A 19,128-nucleotide genomic window follows, 5' to 3' on the forward strand; every position below is an offset into this window, starting at 1 on the left:
CTAAGACGCTCATCAGCCTCGGCATCGGCGAGAACGGCTACTACCGGGGCTGCTCTACGCCCTCGAGCTGTTTCACAATGATGGGCCGTTCACCAAAGGCGACAACTACAAGAAGGAAAACGCGGTGCTGCGCTATTCGCGGGGCACGAAGGAGTCGGGCTTCAACATCACCGGCATGGCTTATAATTCGACGTACAACGCTACCGACCAAATCCCGCTGCGCGCTGTCCTTGCGGGCACGCTCAACCGTTTCAGCTCGATTGATCCGACCGATGGCGGCAAGGTTCACCGCTACAGCCTGTCGGCCGAATGGCACCTACTGACCGAAAACACGGCGACTAAGGTTAACGCCTACGTCATCAACAACCGGCTACGGATCTATTCCGATTTCACCTATTTCCTTGACGATCCGGTCGACGGCGACCAGTTCGCGCAGCCCGACGATCGCACCGATACCACGCTCAACGCGAGCCACTCGTGGCGCGGCAGCCTGTTCGGCCACGACACCGAGAACACCGTCGGGCTGCAGTTCCAGCGCGATGACATCCACAACGGGCTCTACAGCACCAAAGCGCGGCAGTTCCTCTCGCTCACGCGTCAGGACCATATCATCGAGACCAGCCTCGGCGGCTACTATGAGAACACGACGCGCTGGGGCGACAAGTTCCGCACCGTCTTCGGGCTGCGCGAGGACTATTATAATTTCGATGTCACTAGCGCCCAGGCGGCAAACACCGGCAACGTCACCTCGACCCTGCCGAGTGCCAAGCTTAGCCTGATCTTCGGGCCGCGGTCAAAGACTGAGTTCTACGTCAACGTCGGCACCGGGTTCCACAGCAACGACGCGCGCGGCACGACGAACCACGTCGATCCGAAGAGCGGCGATGCCGCCGACCCGGTGCCGGGGCTGGTCCGATCGAAGGGGGCCGAGGTCGGCGTCAGGACGGAGATCATCCCGCACCTGCAGACCACGCTCGCAGTCTATGACCTCGACTTTAACTCCGAGCTGATTTTCCAGGGTGACGCCGGAACGACGACGCCGGGCCGGCCAAGCCGGCGCATCGGTTTCGAGTTCTCCAACTATTACAAGCCGTTCCACTGGCTGACGGTCGACGCCGACATTGCCTATGCCCATGCCCGCTTCCGCGATTCCGATCCGGTCGGTCAGCACATTCCGGGCGCGGTCGAGGGGGTTGCCTCGGTCGCGCTGGCTGTCGACGAACTCGGGCCATATTTCGGTGCGCTGCAGCTTCGTTACTTCGGTCCGCGACCTCTGATCGAGGATAATAGCGTTCGGTCGAAGGCGACGACGACAGTCAACGGCCGCATCGGCTATCACATGACACTAAACCTGAGCGCCGAGTTGGAAGGCTTCAACCTGCTCAACGCCAAGGCTTCGGCGATCGACTATTATTACACTTCGCGTCTCCCCAACGAACCGGCCGAAGGGGTCAACGACATTCACTTTCACCCGATCGAAACACGATCCGTTCGGTTCACGCTGCTGGCGAGTTTCTAGCTTTAATCAATCTTCAGCCGCACGAATCCTATGCCGCCCCAACGGTCCCCGCCATAGGCCGCCGCCAAGTCGTGGCCGACGAAGTTGCGCGCGGCCTGTGCTCCGACGCCCAACTTCAGGTGATTGACGACCTGAAAGTCGCGAATGACGCCAGGGCTGTTCAACGCTAATTACTTTATGAGTTGGATATCGTCATCGGGCGGGGGTTTGCGGATTCCCAAGCGGCAATTTTTCTGAATCAAGGGAGCGGCACTTTGAGGAAGGCCTGCTCCGATGTCGCCGACGCTTTTATCGTTTTTTGCCGAGGTTCCCGATCCGCGTCGTGGCCAGGGCAAGATGTATCCGCTTGCCCCGATCCTGCTTTTCACGGTTTTGGCGATGCTGTCGGGCGCGGTTTCCTATCGGCAGGTTCACGCCTTTATAAAAACGCATCTTGATCGGCTGAACGTGGTTTTTGACCTGTCGCTGCGACGGGCTCCTGCTTATTCGTCGGTCCGGTTCATTCTGCGTGGGCTTGACGGTGCCGCCCTTGAGGTCGCGTTCCGCCGTCACGCGGCGACACTTGGCACTGGCAGGATCGACGCAGATGATGCTGCCACAAAGCCCGTCTGCGTGGCAATCGATGGCAAGACCCTGCGCGGCAGCTTCGACGCCTTCAACGATCGCAAGGCAGCGCATCTGATGAGCGCCTTTGCCCATGATGACCAGATCATCCTTGCGCATTTGGCGATTGACGAGAAAAGCAACGAAATCCCGGCGGTTCAGGATCTGATGACGACACTGGGATTGAGCGGCAAGCTGTTCACAGTGGATGCCATGCATGCCTGTAAATAGGCGTCGAAGCGGGATCCCATCCCTTTGTGGCTCAAGCATCTAAAAGCGCGAAAGAATACGACTTTTGAGGGGGTCCCGATCGGCGCCGATAGGAACCCCCTCTAATCTCCGATCTATTCGCTTTTACAAATATTTAGCCAGATCCTGGCGGGGTCCCTGCTTCGACGCCTGTTCACATCCGCGAAGGTCGCGAACATCCGGTCGGAGCGCGCGTCGAGGCCGGCGATGGCCGCGGCGACCGCGGCATCACGGTCGGCGACGTGGTCGACGCCGAGCCGGACCTGCGCGAGGAGCTCGACCGCGCGCTTGCGGGCCTGCTCCGCGGTGAAGGGCGAGCCGTGCCGTCCGATCGTCAGCGTGCGCTGCGGCGTGTCGCGCCCGGCCATCCGGTAGCGCAGCAGGTAGGTCCGCACGCCGCTCGCAGCGATGCGCACGCCGAAGCCCTTCACCTCGGTGTCCCACAGCATGGCCCGACCGCCCGCCGCGGGCGTCGGCATCGCGTCGACGGTTGACTTGTTGATGCGCGCGGTGGACTTCCCGCGCCGCTTCCTGGTGGTGTCAGGCACGTCGATCTCCCAGTATCCGGGAGGCCGATTGGGTCATCACCGGGCCATCACGCTGGAATTAAGTGTCCCCAACAACGATGAACTACGGTGAGGTATAATCTAATCATTAGAGCGAGTTAATAGCGTCCGAGGATGTCAGATTAAGTATGGTGTTATACGATTATGGACCTGACGATTCTTGGTAAGGCTGAGGTCGTGAGTTCAATCCTCACCGGCAGCACCAGTTTTTAAAGTAAATTCCTACGTTGGGTCTGACAATTTGCCTTCGGGCAAGGCTGCCGCAGCGCCTTCGTCAGTCGGCGGTGCCGCTCGTATGGAATACGCTCACACCGAAAACTCGTTTCAGTGCCGCTACGCCACGGGCGATGACGGGCAGAACAACGCACGACGCCCGCGTTGCGGCGGAGAAGCCGCGTCGATCGGCAACCGCTTCGGTTTTGCCGACTATCGGGGCAACCACCCGTTCCTTTCGACAGCCGACCTCGCCACCGCCGACCGCGCGTCGCTGTTCTTGATAGACTATTCCACCCGACGCCGCCCAAGATAATCGGCCCCGCACCCTAAACCCGTCGGCCTCGTAGCCACCATCACCCGATCGCCGGAAGCTCGGTGCAGCGACGGCCATCGCCGCCGGCGCTGGACGGGGCATCGGTCCTAGAGGTTTCGTTAACTAACAATCCTTAGAAATGGCATGCACAATTCGGGACGACGCGAAAATGCATGCAGCTCTCAGTCTTATGCAAGCATCCCCGGCTAAGCACGCCGTCCCGCGACCTTGGCTCTCGGTCATTCTGCCCGTCTATCGTGGTGAGGAATGGCTGGAACGGACGCTGTCGTCGATCGCCGCCGATTCCGATCCCGGCATCGAGGTTGTGGTCATCGACAGCAGCCCCGATGGCGGATCGATGGCCATCATCCGCCGTTTCGCGGACCGGCTGAACTTCCGGTTCGTCGACCCAGACGGCATCGACGGCTGCTCGCCCAAAACCAATCTCGGTGTCCGCCATGCCAGCGCCCGGCATGTCACCTGGCTATGCCAGGACGATCTGTGGCTGCCAGGCCGGGCCGCGGCAGTGCGGCGCTGGATCAAGGGACGGCCGGACGCGGCGCTGCACCTCGCGCCGACCGCTATCATCGACAAGCACGACAAGGTTCGCGGTATCTGGCGGTGTCCGCTGGCTGACGGCGAAGCGCCGGTCGAGCGGAGCGCGTTGCTCGAAAAGCTGCTCGTCCAGAATTTCGTCGCGGTGGTGAGCCCGGTCATCCGCCGCGACGCCTGGCTCGCTTGCGGCGGCCTCGACCTTGATCTGTGGTACACCGGCGACTGGGATCTGTGGATCAAGCTCGCGCTGCATGGCGAGGTCCTCTATCACGACACCGTCACCGCCGCCTTTCGCATTCACGGGTCGTCCGCCACCACGACCGGCAGCCGCGCGGCGAGCAATTTCAAGGCGCAGCACCGCATCGTCGTCGAGCGCCACATCGCCGCTGTTCCGCAAGGCCGTCGCGCACAGGTACGCCGGCTCGCCAATGCCTCGATCGCCGTCAATTCGGCGCTCGCCGACGCGGCGAACGGCCAGTTGCGCGCGCTCGGGAAAGCGCTGCTGTCGGTGCTTCGGCTCGGGCCCGTCGGGGCCGGACGCTACATTCATCGATCGCGCATCATCGAGCGCGTGCTGCCGCGCTTGCGCGCCAAATCCGCAGGAGTGCTGTGACGATGCCGATCGGGCCCACGGTGCGCCGCATGTTCGGTCGGCACGAACATCTCGTCGCCGCCCTCTATCGATCGGTGTTCATCGATATCGACGCCTATTGTCGTCAAATCGGCGCATGGGTGCCGCAGGCGCGCAGGATTCTCGAAGTGGGATGCGGCGAAGGTGCGGTTACCGAACGGTTGGTACAGCTGTACCCCGACGCGGAGATCATGGCGATCGACGTGACGCCCAATGCCGGACGCTTGTTTCGCGGATGCCGCGAGCGCGTTTCGTTCGAGGAGAAGACCGTCCAGGCGGTCGCGCTGGAGCAGCCCGGACAGTTCGATCTCGTCATCCTGTCCGACGTGATCCATCATGTTCCGACAGCGATCCGCCGCGAACTGCTGGCGGCAGTGCGGCGGACTGTTGCGCCCGACGGAGCGCTTGTATTCAAGGATTGGGAGCGGACGCCTACCCCGATCCACTGGCTTTGCCACGCCGGAGATCGATGGCTGACGGGCGACCATGTCCACTATCTCTCCAAGCCCGATTCCGAAGCCGTCGGTCGTGCACCGATCGTGGCGGAGGCGCATGTGCGGCCCTGGCATGGCAATTTTGCGATATGAGCACGCGTGTGATCAGGCAGCTGATCCAGTTACAATCGTCGCGCTATTTGGCAGTCGGAGTTTTTTGCGCACTGTTGCACAATATTACTGTGATCTGCGGCACGCAGTTCGGGGTAGCCTACCCTGTCGCGCTCATCGTCTCCTTCTGCACTACGACACCGGTCGGCTATTTTCTCCATAGTGTGTTCACCTTCGATAAGGCGCCTTGTTGGAACCGGCTGCAGCGCTTTCTCGTCACCTCGATCATGGGATTTCTGGGCTCGACGCTGCTGATGGTGCTGCTCTGCACGGGGCTGCGCGTGCCGGTGATCGTGGCGACGCCGGTCACCACGGTTCTATTATTCCTGTGGAATTTCACGTCGGCACGCTGGGCGATCCTCCAGGGGCGCTAGCCGATGGGCGGTCGGGGTGTAGCATCACAGGGCATCGTCCTGTATCGAAACGCCAAATCGGGCGGGGAGTTTGATATGAAGGCTGTGATCCTCGCCGGCGGTCTGGGGACGCGCATCTCGGAAGAAACCCATCTCCGCCCAAAACCGATGGTGGAGATCGGCGGCAAGCCGATCCTGTGGCACATCATGAAGATCTATTCCGCTCACGGAATCAACGACTTCGTGATCTGCTGCGGCTATAAGGGCTATATCATCAAGGAATATTTCCTGAACTACATGTCGCATGTCTCCGATCTCACGATCGACCTGGCACGCAACGAAACCACCTACTCCAACCGCCGCGCCGAGCCCTGGCGGATAACCCTGGTCGATACCGGCGAAGCGACGATGACCGGCGGGCGATTGCGCCGCGTCGCAGACCATGTCCGCGACGAGGCGGCGTTCTGCTTCACCTATGGCGATGGTGTCGCCGACATCGACATCACCGCCTCGATCGCGTTTCACAAGGCGCATGGCAAGGCGGCGACGATCACGGCGGTAAAGCCGGCGGGCCGATACGGCGCGCTCGAGACGACCGGCGATCAGGTCATGGGCTTTGCGGAAAAACCGCGCGGCGACGGGGGCATGATCAACGGCGGCTTCTTCGTGCTCAACCCCAGCGTCATCTCGGAAATCGCGGACGATGCGACGACCTGGGAGGCCGCCCCGCTCGAGACGCTCGCCGCCAAGGGCGAGTTGATGGCCTATGCGCACGATGGCTTCTGGCAACCGATGGATACGATGCGCGAAAAGCAGCAGCTGGAAGAGATGTGGGCGACCGGCCGAGCACCGTGGCGGACATGGTGATGCTGGCTGACCCGTCCTTCTGGCGCGGGCGTCGGGTTCTGCTGACCGGCCACACCGGCTTCAAGGGGGGCTGGCTCGCGATCCGGCTCGCCCAGCTTGGTGCCGAGGTGACGGGGCTTGCGCTGGCTCCCTCGACGACGCCCGACCTGTTCTCGCTGGCCCGCATCGCGGATGGCCTTACGCATCGCGAATGCGACGTCCGTGATCGCGCCGGCGTTGCCGACTTGGTGCGCGCCGCGCGCCCCGAAATCGTCCTGCATCTGGCCGCCCAGCCGCTGGTGCGCGCAAGCTACGCCGATCCGCTCGCGACCTTCGCGACGAATGTGATGGGCACCGCCCATCTCCTCGACGCTTGCCGCGACAGCGCCGGCCTGCGGGTGATCGTCGTCGTCACCACCGACAAGGTGTACCGCAATCTCGAGCATCCCTATCCCTATCGCGAGAGCGACGCGTTGGGCGGGCACGACCCCTATAGCGCGAGCAAGGCGTCGGCCGAGATCGTCACCGCAAGCTATCGCGACAGCTATCTGGCGGGCGCCGGCATCGCCGTCGCAACCGCACGCGCGGGCAATGTCATCGGCGGCGGGGACTGGTCGGACGATCGACTGCTGCCCGATGCGGTGCGGCATTGGCAGGCAGGCGCCGTGCTGGACGTACGCCGCCCCGACGCGGTTCGTCCGTGGCAGCACGTCCTCGAGGCCGTCCATGCCTATCTCCAACTGGCAGAGGCGTTGTGGCAGCAACCCGCATTGGCCGGCGCCTATAATTTCGGACCGGAGACCGGTGACGCCGCGTCGGTGCGGACGGTGGTTGATCTCGCCCGCGCGGCCTATGGGCGCGGCGAAGCGCGCTTCGGTGCGGTCGAGCCGGGACCGCACGAAGCCGGCTGGCTGAGTCTGGAGATCGCCCGAGCACGCGCCGCGCTGGGCATCGCGCCGCGCTGGACATTGGAGGAGGCGGTACGTCGCTCGATGGTCTGGTACCGCGATCTTCACGACGGCGCCGACGCCCGTGCGCTGTGCGAAGCGGACGTTGCCGCATTCTGGGCCGCGCGATGAGCCGTTTTACCGTCACCGAGCTGATGCCTGGCGGGCCGCGCCTGGTCGTCCGTCATCCGGTGGGGGATCCGCGCGGCGCCTTCACACGCCTGTTCTGCGACGATGATCTGCTCGCGGCCGGCTGGAGCGGGCCGATGCGCCAGGCGAACCACAGCCGGACCGAGCAGGCCGGCACGGTTCGCGGCATGCATTTCCAACGCGCGCCGCATGCGGAGACCAAGCTGGTGCTGTGTCTAAACGGCACCGTCTGGGACGTGGCGACCGACATTCGCCCCGAGTCTCCCACCTTTCTCACCTCGGTCTCGGCCGAATTATCGGCGGACAACAATACCGCGATGCTGCTTCCGCCGGGCTTTGCGCACGGCTTCCAAACGCTGACCGACACGGTCGATCTGCTCTATTTCCATTCGGCGAGCCATGTCCCCGAAGCCGAAGACGGCCTCAATCCGCTCGACCGACGCCTTGCGATACCGTGGCCGCGGGAAATCACGATCCTGTCTGAGCGCGATCGCTCGCGGCCGATGCTGACAGACGATTTTCGGGACGTAATGCTGTGAAATGTCGCCACTGCGCCGCGCCTTTGCACGCGCCCTTTCTTGATCTCGGCAGTGCGCCGCCATCGAATGCCTATCTTGCCGCGGATCGGCTCGACGCGCCCGAGACCTGGTTCCCGCTGCGTCTGCTGGTGTGCCATGCCTGTTGGTTGGTCCAGACCGTCGATTTCACCAGCCGCGACGCCTTGTTCACCGCCGACTACGCCTATTTCAGCTCCTTCTCGCAAAGCTGGCTCGACCACTCCAAGCGGTATGTGGCGGACATGACCGGACGGTTCGGCCTCGATGCGGCGTCGTGCGTGGTCGAGGTCGCCGCCAATGACGGCTATCTCCTGCAATATGTCCGCGACGCCGGCATCCCCACCTACGGCATCGAGCCGACCGCCAGCACGGCGGCCGCCGCGCGTGCGCGGGGCATCGAGATTGTCGAGGCCTTCTTCGGCGTTACGCTCGGCGAGACACTGGCCGCCGACGGGCGTGATGCCGACCTAATCATCGCCAATAACGTGCTGGCGCATGTGCCCGATATCAACGATTTCGTCGGCGGTTTCGCGCGGTTGCTCAAGCCGACCGGCGTTGCCACCTTCGAATTCCCGCATTTGCTCGAAATGGTTTCACGCAACCAGTTCGATACGGCGTATCACGAGCATTATTCCTATCTCTCGCTGACGGCAGTCACGCGGATTTTTGCCGCGAACGGCCTTTCGGTGTTCGACGTCGCGCGCCTTCCGACGCATGGCGGCAGCCTTCGCGTCTTTGCTCAGAAGGCGGGCGGGCCTCATGCCGTCACCCCGGCGGTGACGGCACTGCTCCAGACCGAGCAGGATGCCGGCATCACGACGCCCGCTTTTTACGCGACGTTCCAACGCTCCGCGGAAACGGTGAAGGACGATTTGCTCTCGTTCCTGCTGGCGGCGCGGCGCGACGGATTGAAGGTGGGCGCCTATGGCGCTGCCGCCAAGGGGAACACCTTGCTCAACTTCGCAGGCATCCGCCGCGACCTTCTTCCCTATGTGGTCGATCTCAATCCAGCGAAGGCGGGATCGTACATGCCCGGCAGCCGGATTCCGATCGTCGCCGAGGATCGACTGCGGGCCGACCGGCCCGACCGCATCTTGATCCTGCCGTGGAACCTGCGCGACGAGGTCGTTGCGCAACTCGCCTATGCGCGGGAATGGGATGCCCGCTTCGTGGTGGCGGTGCCCAGTCTCCAGCTGATCTGATGCGGGTCCTTCTCACCGGCGCCAGTGGCTTCATCGGCCGCGCGGTGGTGCCGATGTTGCTGGAGGCGGGTGTCGAGGTCCACGCGCTGGGCCGATCGCCGGTCGATCATGCCGGTGTCATCGATCATCCGGCCGATCTGTTGGCCGGTGTCGATCGCAGCGTGATAGAGGCAATCGGCGCGACCCACCTGCTCCATCTCGCCTGGGAGGCGAGGCCCGGCTTCTGGGCGGCCGCCGAGAATCTCGATTGGGTGGCGGCATCGATCGGCCTCGTCCGCGCCTTTGTCGCGGGCGGCGGCCGGCGCGCGGTCGTTGCGGGCAGCTGCGCGGAATATGACTGGACGGGGTCGGGCCGGCTCGAAGAAGCCACATCGCCGATACAGCCAGCGACCCTCTACGGCACGGCGAAAGCGAGCCTCCACGCGGTCCTTGCAAAGGCGGCCCCCGGGCTTGGTCTTTCGCTCGCTTGGGCGCGGATCTTCTTTCCCTATGGCCCCGGCGAGCGACCCGAACGATTGCTCGGCTCCCTGCTCGAAGCGGCGCACAGCGGCGACGTCGCCAAGGTATCCGAGGGTTCGCAGCGACGCGATTTCATCCACGTCGAGGATGTTGCGGCCGCGCTGGTGGCGATCCTCGCCGCACCGGTCGAGGGCGTAGTCAACGTCGCGAGCGGGAAGGCCGCGACCGTCCGACGCTTCGTCGAGATCGCGACGCAGGCAGCCGGATCGGCCGATCGCGTCGCCTATGGGGCGATCCCGACTCGTCCGGATGATCCGCCACTGATCGAAGGCGCGATCGACCGCTTGCTCGCCGAGACCGCGTATCGCCCCCGTTTCACGCTGGAGACGGGTTTGGCCGACGCCGTTGCCCGCTTTGGCGTCTCGACGCCGACCTCTGACTAACGCGCCGGCTTCCGCCGTCAGCGGAGGTCTATCGCCGCACTCCGGATCGTCATGCTGCGATTCGGTCGATCGGGACGGCGCTTGCGACAAGCGCGTCTTGGCGCGCCGTTGCGACGAAGCGCGCTTCGTGCCCGGCGATGATCGCCAGCAGGAAGCCGCCGATGATCGTCTGCAGCCCGGTCGCGCCCAGTACGCACGCGAGGATCAGCGGCAGCGGTGTGGACAGCGCGGCAAAGTCTCCGTTCGACCACTCCCACGCGACCGCGCCGAGCCCGCACCCCGATACGAGCAGCAGCGCAGCACCGGTAATCAGCATCGTCTCCAATGTCAGCAGCCGGGCATAGCGGCGCACGATCTTCGGCATGCGCCGATACCCCTCGTTGACGCTGTGAAGATGCGTCGCGGCGGCCATGACGGCCGAAAGATGCCCGATGCAGAACAGGAATCCGGCAACGAGCGACCAGCTCGTGCCGAACGCACCCGTCCCGGGGAGAAGTCCCAGCATATGCGCGAGCGCTATGGCGAGGATGACTGTCGCGACGCCCATCGCCGCGAGCGCCGGAATACCGAACAGCCATGTCGGGCTGAGCATCAGCAAATAGCGCAGATGCCGCCACCCGTCGCGCCACGGGCGCAGATGCGGCGCACGGTCACGCAGATCGACCGACAGGGTCGCCGGCGTCTGTTCGATACGGATTTGCTTCAGGCTGGCTTTGACGACCATTTCGCTGGCGAATTCCATGCCCGCCCCGGTCAGGCCCAGCGCAACGAACACATCGCGGCGAATGGCGCGCAGCCCGCAATGCGCATCCTCGATGCCCGAGCGGAACAGCAGGTTGAGCACGCCGGTGAGCAGCGGGTTGCCGATATAGCGGTTCTTCCAGGGCATCGCGCCCGGTGCGATGCCGCCGGCGAAGCGCGATCCCATGCACAGGTCGGCGCCCGCCAGGAGACGCGCGATCATCGCGACGCCATCGGTAAAATCATAGCTGCCGTCGGCATCACCGATGAGGAGATAGTCGCCGAAGGCGGCGTGCCCGCCGCCAATGATCGCCGCACCGTAGCCGCGCTCCGCAATCGCCACGACGCGCGCACCGCACGCGGCCGCGATCGCCTGGCTGCCATCGGTCGAGCCGTTGTCGGCGATGAGGATCTCGCCGCTGATCCCGAACTCGCGCTCGATCGTGTTCAACGCATCGCGCGCATTGGCGATGCAGTGCGGCAAGCTGATCGCTTCGTTGAGGCACGGCATCACGATCGAGATCGCAAGCGGCATGGCGGCTGGCGGGAGCGTCTTGTCGAACCGTTGAACGAACATGCATGGCCTCCGCTGCGCTCATCTCGGGCTAGCGGACAATGGTTAATCAACCGCTACCGCATGGTCGGACGGCCGGCCCCAATCGACGTCGCCGCTATTGCTTCTCCCGACATTTGACTAACCCAACGCTGCTCGGACAGGGTGAACGCGTCGTTTGGCTTTCCCTGGTCGATCGGCCACGCCACCGTGTCAGGAACTTCGATGCAGACTATGATCGGTGCGCCCAAGCGACAGCCAAAACCGCTTGGATCGCTGGACCTCGCTGCGCTCATGCTGCTTCCGCTGGTCGCGCGTGCGGCGACGACGACCGGCAATCTTTTCACACTGTACCAAGTCCAGACGCAGGACATCGCCATCCTGCTCGCGCTGCCAGTCCTGCTTTTCATCCTCCAGCGTTTCGCCCCCGCATGGCGCCTGCCGGATCGAGCACCGAGCGCGCGGGTCGTTCTGATCGCCAGCGTCGTCATCGCACTGTTGCTGGGCTGGGGCGCCTACGCACTGCTCTTTGATTTTCCGATCTCGGGCGACGAGCGCATGGTCGTTTTTGACATGCAGGTCTATGACAAGGGGCGGCTCGCAGCTCCCTTAGCCCCGCAGTGGCGACCTTTTGCGGGTGCGCTGGTGCCCGCATTCCTCCTGAACGCGGAATCGCCGACCGCAATGGTGTCCGGCTATTTGCCGGTCAACGCGCTGTTGCGTCTGGCCTTTTCCAAGATCGCCGACCCGGTGTTCTACAACCCCGCATTGGTGGTGTTCGGCGCGGTGGCGCTGCTCGATCTCGCCAAGCGCCTGTTCGGCGCAGATAACCGAGCGATCTGGGTCACGCTGATCGTCTATTTCACCTCGAGCCAGATGCTCGTCAACGCGATGACCACCTATGCGATGACGGGCCACATGGCGTTGAACCTGATCTGGCTGGCCGCGTTTCTGCGCGGCGGTCGTTGGGGGCATGCCGGCGCGATCGCGATCGGGTTTCTCGCGACCGGGCTGCACCAACTGGTGTTCCACCTGTTCTTTGTCGCGCCGTTCATTATCTGGCACCTCCGGCTGGGCAGATGGCGGCTGTTGCTGCTGTACTGCGCTGCCTATTGCGCGATTGCCGCGTGGTGGATCGGGTTTCCGTTGATTGCGGCGTTGCAAACTGGCGCATCCGCGCATCCGGACCCGAGTGGCAGCCGGTTCCTCGACAAGGTCATACCGCTGCTCCTGGTTCGCGATCCGCTGACGTTGTCATGGATGATGCTGAACATGCTGCGCTTCGTCGCCTGGCAGAACCTGGCGCTGCTCCCGCTCATCGTGGCGGCGGTGCCCGTCGCCCGACGAGGCGGAGTGGCCGCGCCGATGCTTCTCGGGATCGCGATCTGGCTGTTGTTCGTAGGGTTCACCCTGCCGTACCAGGGGCACGGCTGGGGATATCGCTATCTGCACCCCTATCTCGGCAGCTTCGCGCTGCTCGCGGGGCTGGGCTATCAGCAGCTGGCGTTGAAAGCGCCGCAGCGAACCGACGGTATGGTCATCCTATTGAGCGTGCTGACGCTGGTGCCGGCGATGCCGATCCTCATGCTCCATGCGCGGTGGTTCGCGGAGCCGCAAGTGCGGCTCGATCGCTTCATCGCGACGAAGCAAAGCGACTTTGTGGTGATCAATACAGATCCGCCAAGATCAACCAGCGACGGGCGCTGGGCGATAAGCGCGGTGGATCAAGTCGGGACGGACCCGGATCTCACCAACCGCCCGTTGCGCTTCGCCAGCCATGCCCTGAACCGCGAAATGGAGGTCGCGCTGTGCCGCCGTGGTACGGTCAGTGTGGTCGACTGGCCCGAAATGCACAAACTCGGCTTCGGCCTCAACGTTATCGGTAGCGCGCGGAGATTTGATGCACTGCAAAATCTCTTTCGAGCCGAGGGGTGCCTGAAACCGTAACTTCGACCGGCCGCGCGAAGATCGGTAGCCCACGCCCATAGCGGACGCTTTCAAGAGGAAACTTCAGCGGTAATCTGCCTTGAAGGTCCGACAGGGGTTCTCGACGTTGCTGTCCGCGCAAGTGCGATCAGCGGATGAGCTGCAACGCTTCGCGATCGGCGGTCGCCGCAGCCAATTCGGCGCGAGCAGACGCGATCCGCGCCTGCGCGTCGACCAGGCGCACGCGCGCGTCGGTCGCGGTTTCCTCGCGCTGGTTGACCAGGAAGAAATCGGCCGATCCAAGCTCGAACCGACGGCGCTCGGCCGTCGCCAGGCGTTCGGCTAGCTGACGCTCCTCGTCGGCAATCGCGGCCAGCCGCTCGGCGGCACCGACCGCGATGACGATCCCCTGAACCTCGACGGTAATCTGGTCGCGGAGAAAGCGACTGCGCTGGCCGAGCGCCTCGATCTCGGCGCGGGCTTCGGCAACGCGGCCCTTGGCGGCGCGGTTCTGCAGCGGCACGCTGAACCGGAAACCGACGGCAGCCTCAAGCGGCGTCCTGTTCGGGCCGCCCAGACCGACCGACCCGACATCCTTGCCGACTTCGCCGCGCAGGTCGAGGCGAGGCGACAGGTCGTTTTCCGCCAGGGCCAGCCGCGACGTCGCCTGGTCGATCCGCGCGAGCACCGCGCGGTAGTCGGGCCTCTCGACCGGTCCCGCTTGGGTCGTGGCAATAGAAAGCGCGGCCAGCGCGCCGGCATCCTCCGGCAGGCGATCCTCCGAAACCGTCACAGGCGCCCCCGCTTCGTCGCGCAGATAGAGCGACAGCGCATTGGCCGCGCCCGCAACGTCCTGTTCCGCACGAACCGCTAGCGCTCGTCGCCGCACGAGATTCTGATCGTTCTCGACGAGCAGGATGTCGGGGCGCGCGCCGAGCGTCACCAGCCGGCCGATAGCGCTGCGGCGCCGCTCCGCGAGGTGCAGCAGGTCGCGATAGGCGCGCATGCGCCAGCCGGCCGCGACCCAGGCTTGATAGGCGTCGACTGCGCGGCGCTGCACGCCGATCGCAACCATCTCCGCCTCGAACCGCGCGACGTCGATATCGGTGCCGGCGATGCTCCGCCGGGTGCGGCGCTCGTCGATCACGCGGTCGCGCAGCAGCGCAAACAGCGCGCCGACCTTTGCCTCGCCAAGCCGGTTGGTATAGGCCTGGTCCTCATACACGGGAAAAGTGCCGCGCGACGCGCGATAGCCGCCATAGACATAACCGCCATTGCCGGTGAGCGGTCGGGTCGCGCGCGCTTCAACGACGGTGCCGTCATAATAGCCCGCGACGCGCGACCGCGCATCCAGGTCGAACACGGTATCGAACGCGCCCTCGGCGGAGAGCGCGCGCCCATCCGCCTGACGCACCCGTGCCAGCGCCTCTACGATCTGCGGCGCGGACCGCGCGGAAGAGCGCAGCACCTCGTCGAGCGTCAGTGGCGCGACCTGCGCCGATGCGACGCCGGGACACAGCATGAGGAGCAGCGGGACGATGCGCAGCAGGGCGATGACACGCGTCACTTCTTTGCCTCCGCGTCCTTGCCGGTTTCGTCGACGCTGGGCTTTGCGGGCGGCTTGGGTTGCGCCTTGCCGGACGCCGCGCCGCGCTGGCCGAATTCCAGCGGAAAGTCGTTGAGCTGTCGCCACACTTCGTAGCCGACGAGGACGGTTTCGCCCTGCACCCAACCGCGCACTTTTCCGCCTGGGCGAACGAAGGTGCCGGTTGGCCAAGCCGGTTTGCCGGGTCGCGGTTCGACAAGGATGCGGAAGGCGCCGTCGGGGGCGGCATTGGGATCGATCATGCGAACGCGCCCGTCGAACATGCCTTGCGCGACCGATGGCCAGCCACTGAACTGGATTGCGGGCCAACCCTCGAACTCGAGCCGCACCGGACGACCGGGGCGGATCAGCGGCATGTCGCGACCATCGACGTACAGCTCGACCGCGCGCTCGACGCGCTCGGGCGCGATCACCGCCAGCACCGTGCCGGGCGATACCAGCGCGCTGCCGCTCGCGGCGTTGAGCTGCTGGACGCGGCCGTCGCGCGGGGCGCGGACGAGTTGCGCCGACTGCCGCCTGAGCTGGATATCGATCCGGTTGAGTTTGGCGCGCGCTTCGGCGAGCTTGGCGCCGGCGTCGGCGACCTTGATCTGCGTCTGCTCGTAATCGCGGCGGGCGGCGAGCCCCTCGGCGAGCAACTGCCCGGTGCGCGCAACATCGATTCCGGCGACCGCGCGGCTTTGCTGGATCGCGGCGATCTCCGCCTGCACCTGCGCGCGTTCGGCCCCCAGGCGCGCGAGCAGGTCTGGGTCGAGATCGACGACGCGTGCGATCGGATCCCCGCGCGCGACGTGCTGGCCGTCCTGGACGTACCAGCGCTCGACCTTGCCCGGAACCAGCGCGGTCACCGGTTGCTGCCGGTCGCCGGGATCGAGCGCGACGACCTGCCCCGTGCCGTTGGCGGTCTGCACCCAGGGGACCAGCGCCATGATCGCCGCGGCGATCGCGATGCCCAGCATGAGCATCCACGCCACGGCCGACGCCACCCGCGGCGCGCGCATTGCGGCAAGCGTCTGGAAATGCGCGAGGCGATCGGGCTTATACGGCATTGCCGGCTCCGTGCTGGGTAGCGGCGACCAGCGCTGCACAACTGTCGAAGCGTCGCTGCCGATCGGGTTCGAGATGGAACCAGCCGTCGAGCGCGATATCCTCGGGCCGCCCCGTGCACAGCAAGACCGTCGTACCGGCCGCCTTGAGCTGGCGCAGCACCTCGGCCAGGCGGCTCGTCGGGATCAGATCGTAGAGCTGCGCCAGCATCAGGACGTGCGGGCGCACCAGCAGCGCATTGGCGAGCTTCAGCGCCATGACCTCACCGATCGACAGCGGATAGCCCGATGCCGCCAGCGGTGTATCGAGCCCGTGCGGTAACCCGGCGATGCGGTCGCGTAAGCCGACCGTCTCCAGCGCGTCGAGCATGACGGTGGATGTCGACGCAGCCGCAGCGAGCGTCAGATACTCGCGGATCGTGACCTCGACGATGCTCGGCCGGTCGAGCACCATGACCTCGGATCGCAGCCGATACATGTCGAACGTCGCCATGTCGGCGCGACCGACAGTGACCAGGCCGCGCTCGGGAATCACATGGCGCTTGAGAACCATTGCCAACAACCGTTCGGCACCCCCGTCGGCGCGCGTAACGAGCTGTTCACCCGCCGCGAGCTCGAAATCGAAGCGCGCGCCGTCGATCACGACGCGGTCGAGCCGCACCGCACCGTCGCCGGGCGACTGCCCCACCGCGACGACCGCGCTCTCCTGCGGTATCGCGTAGAGCAGCGACAATTCCTCCGCGCTCGCCACCAAATCGTAGAGCGTGTCGAGATACCAGCCGAGCTGCGACACGCCGTAGAACACGCCGCCCAGGATCAGCTCCGCCGCAACCAGCTGTCCGATCGACAACTCTCCGCTCAAAATGAGAGTGCCCCCCAGCGCCAGCAGCGCCGCGCTGGCAAAGGCATAGAGGAGCAGGAAGGCGACCGTCTGTGTGAAGCTGTAACGGAAATAGCGCCGATGGCGATCGACATAGGTGGCGGTGACGGCTTCCGACCGGTCCATCGCGAAATCGAAATGGCGGCTCGACTTGTAGAAGCCGTTCGACCCGCCGACGCTTTCGAGCCAGCGCGCGGCGTCGTGCTTGGCGTGGCTCAGCGCGACCGCCGAACGGATCGAGCCGCGCGACCAGATCAGCCAGATCGCTAGAATGATGAGCAGGAGGATCGCGTTGAAGGCGAGGAAGAAGGGATGGTAGAAGCTGGTGACGATGAGGCCCACCGCCGATTGCAGGATGATCGTGAACGCACCGATGACCAGGCTCGGCACCGCTTTCTGCACGATGACGAGGTCGAAATAGCGATTGAACAGGTCGCCGCGATTCTGGTCGGCGAAGAACGGGTTCTGGGCATGGACCGCGCGGACGGTGATCTCGGCGACGATGCGCGCGAACAGCCGACGCTCGAACAGCGCCATCATCCAGAAGCGCATGGCGCTGAGCCCCGCGACCACCAGCAGCAGCCCGAGCAACAGCCCCGCCAGCGTCCATAACGGTGCTGGCATCGCGGTGTAGGCGACGCTGTTGATCAGCAGCTGCACCGAGATCGGCGTGGCGAGCGACAACAGGCTGATCGCGACGCCGTAGACCATCGTCAGACGGACGTACGCCATGTCGGGCCCGACGATCTCTGCCAGCCACCCGAGCGCTGAACGCCATCCGATGTGTTCGCCCGCCATGTGCCCCTCGCGTATGATCGAAGCCGAGTATCTCCCATTCGCGGCATTAGGACAATGCAGCATGGCTTATGATATCAATAGGAATATCCTATGCGAAAACAGCCCGTAGCAAGCCGGCGATCAAGCCATAGGCCGGTGCGCGGCCCGCACCGTGTCGCCACAGCAGTCCGATATCTCTGTAGTAGCGGCTCCCCTTTATCGGCCGCACGACGACGTCGTCGCCTTCGCGAACTTCCTGCCGGACGTAGAGTTCGGGTAGCAAGGCGAGCCCCATGCCCATGCCCGCCATCTGGCGGATCGCATCGAGGCTGGTCCCTTCGTAGTCCCGTAATACATTGGCGCCCACATCGATCGCGATCGCCGCGACCTGTTCGGCCAGCCGATATTCGGGTTGCAGCGTCAACAGGCTGGTGCCGCGTAAATCGGATGGTGCGATGATCGTCTTTGCCACGAGGGGATGATCGGACGCCATCGCGACGTACAAAGGTTCGCGAAAGAGGCGCTCGCTGTGGAACGCGCCGCCCGTCACAGGCAGTTGCGCCAGGATCAAATCGTGGACGCCAGTGGTAAGTCCGGTCGCGAGTGCGGTCGGCAGGCCTTCGCGGACATGGACACGGAGCGTGGGATGCTCGCGGTGCAGCCGCGCGACCAGCGCCGGCATAAGATACGCGCCGAGCGTCGGCGACACACCGAGCCGGATCGTGCCGATCAAGGGATCGGCCGAACTTGCCCTGAAATCTTCGAGGTCGACAACGTCGAGCAGGATGCGCCGTGCCCGGTCGAGCAAGTCGCGTCCCAGCGGGGTAAGGATTGCGGGACCTCCCCGCTCGAACAACGCTGCGCCGATGATGGTTTCGAGCGCCCGGATCTGTTGCGAGAGCGATGGCTGGGAAACGCCCATCCGCCCGGCCGCCCGCGTGAAGCTGCCCGCTTCGGCCAGCGCGACGAAATAGCTGAGGTGACGAATCGTGGTTTTGGGGAACGGCATGGTCCACGCTATCGCGTTAGGCCGTCTGCGCGCACCCCTTGATCGCGGAACCGCGCAGAAGCGCGCCGGTCGGGGAATGCCGGTTGCAGGATTAGGTCGCCGTGGCCGACACGCTTTACGACGAGTTGGTCCACGGCGAAGCGGCGGAGATACAGGTAACGTTTATCGAGGGCGTGGCTGTACATCCGGACGGTGCACACGGCCCGTAAGCGGACGTTGTCGCGAAGGTGTCGAATTTGATGGCGTTTGCCACAAACGACAACGCCACCCGTGAGGGCGGCGATGGTCGTTTTATAGCGGTGGTTGCGGGGACAGGATTTGAACCTGTGACCTTCAGGTTATGAGCCTGACGAGCTACCGGGCTGCTCCACCCCGC

At 64.7% G+C, this 19,128-nt stretch carries 19 protein-coding genes; 12 read left to right on the forward strand and 7 right to left on the reverse strand.

The window, feature by feature from the left end:
• Positions 1 to 124: 124 nt before the first annotated feature.
• Complete coding sequence (locus tag QN347_RS15435; protein WP_323494131.1) at positions 125 to 1,519, forward strand: TonB-dependent receptor; 1,395 nt, start codon at positions 125 to 127, stop codon at positions 1,517 to 1,519.
• Between the two features lie 2 nt (positions 1,520 to 1,521).
• Here the strand turns inward: QN347_RS15435 and QN347_RS15440 are convergent, their stop codons facing one another.
• The gene (locus QN347_RS15440; protein ID WP_322162094.1) at positions 1,522 to 1,683 is read right to left on the reverse strand and encodes a hypothetical protein; all 162 of its coding nucleotides are present in this window, start codon (positions 1,681 to 1,683) and stop codon (positions 1,522 to 1,524) included.
• Between the two features lie 109 nt (positions 1,684 to 1,792).
• Between QN347_RS15440 and QN347_RS15445 the strand changes: the two genes are divergently transcribed.
• Positions 1,793 to 2,353, forward strand: a complete 561-nt coding sequence (locus QN347_RS15445) for an ISAs1 family transposase (RefSeq protein WP_322162092.1) — start codon at positions 1,793 to 1,795, stop codon at positions 2,351 to 2,353.
• A gap of 113 nt (positions 2,354 to 2,466) precedes the next feature.
• Here QN347_RS15445 and QN347_RS15450 read toward each other — a convergent pair whose 3' ends face one another.
• The gene (locus QN347_RS15450) at positions 2,467 to 2,919 is read right to left on the reverse strand and encodes an Arm DNA-binding domain-containing protein (protein ID WP_322162091.1); all 453 of its coding nucleotides are present in this window, start codon (positions 2,917 to 2,919) and stop codon (positions 2,467 to 2,469) included.
• A gap of 313 nt (positions 2,920 to 3,232) precedes the next feature.
• Between QN347_RS15450 and QN347_RS15455 the strand changes: the two genes are divergently transcribed.
• The 9 genes from QN347_RS15455 to QN347_RS15495 all read left to right on the forward strand — a co-directional run bounded on the left by QN347_RS15455 (position 3,233) and on the right by QN347_RS15495 (position 10,214).
• A complete protein-coding gene (locus QN347_RS15455; RefSeq protein ID WP_322162090.1) occupies positions 3,233 to 3,466 on the forward strand; it encodes a hypothetical protein in 234 nt (77 codons plus the stop codon).
• A gap of 190 nt (positions 3,467 to 3,656) precedes the next feature.
• Complete coding sequence (locus QN347_RS15460; protein WP_322162088.1) at positions 3,657 to 4,634, forward strand: glycosyltransferase; 978 nt, start codon at positions 3,657 to 3,659, stop codon at positions 4,632 to 4,634.
• A gap of 2 nt (positions 4,635 to 4,636) precedes the next feature.
• A complete protein-coding gene (locus tag QN347_RS15465; RefSeq protein ID WP_322162087.1) occupies positions 4,637 to 5,239 on the forward strand; it encodes a class I SAM-dependent methyltransferase in 603 nt (200 codons plus the stop codon).
• Positions 5,236 to 5,631: a GtrA family protein gene (locus QN347_RS15470; RefSeq protein ID WP_165954554.1), complete on the forward strand. Its 396-nt coding sequence runs from the start codon at positions 5,236 to 5,238 to the stop codon at positions 5,629 to 5,631. Before QN347_RS15465 ends, QN347_RS15470 begins: the two co-directional genes overlap by 4 nt.
• Positions 5,632 to 5,706: 75 nt before the next feature.
• Positions 5,707 to 6,477, forward strand: a complete 771-nt coding sequence (gene rfbF, locus QN347_RS15475) for a glucose-1-phosphate cytidylyltransferase (RefSeq protein WP_322162085.1) — start codon at positions 5,707 to 5,709, stop codon at positions 6,475 to 6,477.
• Positions 6,471 to 7,535 (forward strand): CDP-glucose 4,6-dehydratase, encoded by a 1,065-nt coding sequence (gene rfbG / locus QN347_RS15480; protein WP_323494134.1) that lies wholly within the window; start codon positions 6,471 to 6,473, stop codon positions 7,533 to 7,535. The genes rfbF and rfbG overlap by 7 nt, the downstream gene beginning before the upstream one ends.
• Positions 7,532 to 8,092: a dTDP-4-dehydrorhamnose 3,5-epimerase gene (locus tag QN347_RS15485; protein ID WP_322162081.1), complete on the forward strand. Its 561-nt coding sequence runs from the start codon at positions 7,532 to 7,534 to the stop codon at positions 8,090 to 8,092. The genes rfbG and QN347_RS15485 overlap by 4 nt, the downstream gene beginning before the upstream one ends.
• Positions 8,089 to 9,312: a class I SAM-dependent methyltransferase gene (locus QN347_RS15490; protein WP_322162080.1), complete on the forward strand. Its 1,224-nt coding sequence runs from the start codon at positions 8,089 to 8,091 to the stop codon at positions 9,310 to 9,312. The genes QN347_RS15485 and QN347_RS15490 overlap by 4 nt, the downstream gene beginning before the upstream one ends.
• On the forward strand, positions 9,312 to 10,214 hold the full coding sequence (locus QN347_RS15495) for an NAD(P)-dependent oxidoreductase (protein WP_322162079.1): 903 nt from the start codon (positions 9,312 to 9,314) through the stop codon (positions 10,212 to 10,214). Before QN347_RS15490 ends, QN347_RS15495 begins: the two co-directional genes overlap by 1 nt.
• A gap of 49 nt (positions 10,215 to 10,263) precedes the next feature.
• Here QN347_RS15495 and QN347_RS15500 read toward each other — a convergent pair whose 3' ends face one another.
• Positions 10,264 to 11,532 (reverse strand): glycosyltransferase family 2 protein, encoded by a 1,269-nt coding sequence (locus QN347_RS15500; protein WP_322162077.1) that lies wholly within the window; start codon positions 11,530 to 11,532, stop codon positions 10,264 to 10,266.
• A gap of 201 nt (positions 11,533 to 11,733) precedes the next feature.
• On the opposite strand from QN347_RS15500, the gene QN347_RS15505 reads away from it, so the two are divergent.
• Positions 11,734 to 13,455 carry a hypothetical protein gene (locus tag QN347_RS15505; protein ID WP_322162075.1) on the forward strand — a complete coding sequence of 574 codons (1,722 nt, stop codon included), beginning with the start codon at positions 11,734 to 11,736 and terminating at the stop codon, positions 13,453 to 13,455.
• 127 nt (positions 13,456 to 13,582) lie between these two features.
• Here the strand turns inward: QN347_RS15505 and QN347_RS15510 are convergent, their stop codons facing one another.
• The 4 genes from QN347_RS15510 to QN347_RS15525 all read right to left on the reverse strand — a co-directional run bounded on the left by QN347_RS15510 (position 13,583) and on the right by QN347_RS15525 (position 18,752).
• The gene (locus QN347_RS15510; RefSeq protein ID WP_322162073.1) at positions 13,583 to 15,001 is read right to left on the reverse strand and encodes a TolC family protein; all 1,419 of its coding nucleotides are present in this window, start codon (positions 14,999 to 15,001) and stop codon (positions 13,583 to 13,585) included.
• Positions 14,998 to 16,089 carry an efflux RND transporter periplasmic adaptor subunit gene (locus QN347_RS15515; protein WP_322162072.1) on the reverse strand — a complete coding sequence of 364 codons (1,092 nt, stop codon included), beginning with the start codon at positions 16,087 to 16,089 and terminating at the stop codon, positions 14,998 to 15,000. The genes QN347_RS15510 and QN347_RS15515 overlap by 4 nt, the downstream gene beginning before the upstream one ends.
• On the reverse strand, positions 16,079 to 17,764 hold the full coding sequence (locus QN347_RS15520; protein WP_322162070.1) for an ABC transporter ATP-binding protein: 1,686 nt from the start codon (positions 17,762 to 17,764) through the stop codon (positions 16,079 to 16,081). Before QN347_RS15520 ends, QN347_RS15515 begins: the two co-directional genes overlap by 11 nt.
• A gap of 88 nt (positions 17,765 to 17,852) precedes the next feature.
• The gene (locus QN347_RS15525) at positions 17,853 to 18,752 is read right to left on the reverse strand and encodes a hydrogen peroxide-inducible genes activator (RefSeq protein ID WP_322162068.1); all 900 of its coding nucleotides are present in this window, start codon (positions 18,750 to 18,752) and stop codon (positions 17,853 to 17,855) included.
• Between the last annotated feature and the right edge of the window lie 376 nt (positions 18,753 to 19,128).

The organism is Sphingomonas sp. 10B4, assembly GCF_035019905.1.
Classification (GTDB): domain Bacteria; phylum Pseudomonadota; class Alphaproteobacteria; order Sphingomonadales; family Sphingomonadaceae; genus Sphingomonas; species Sphingomonas glacialis.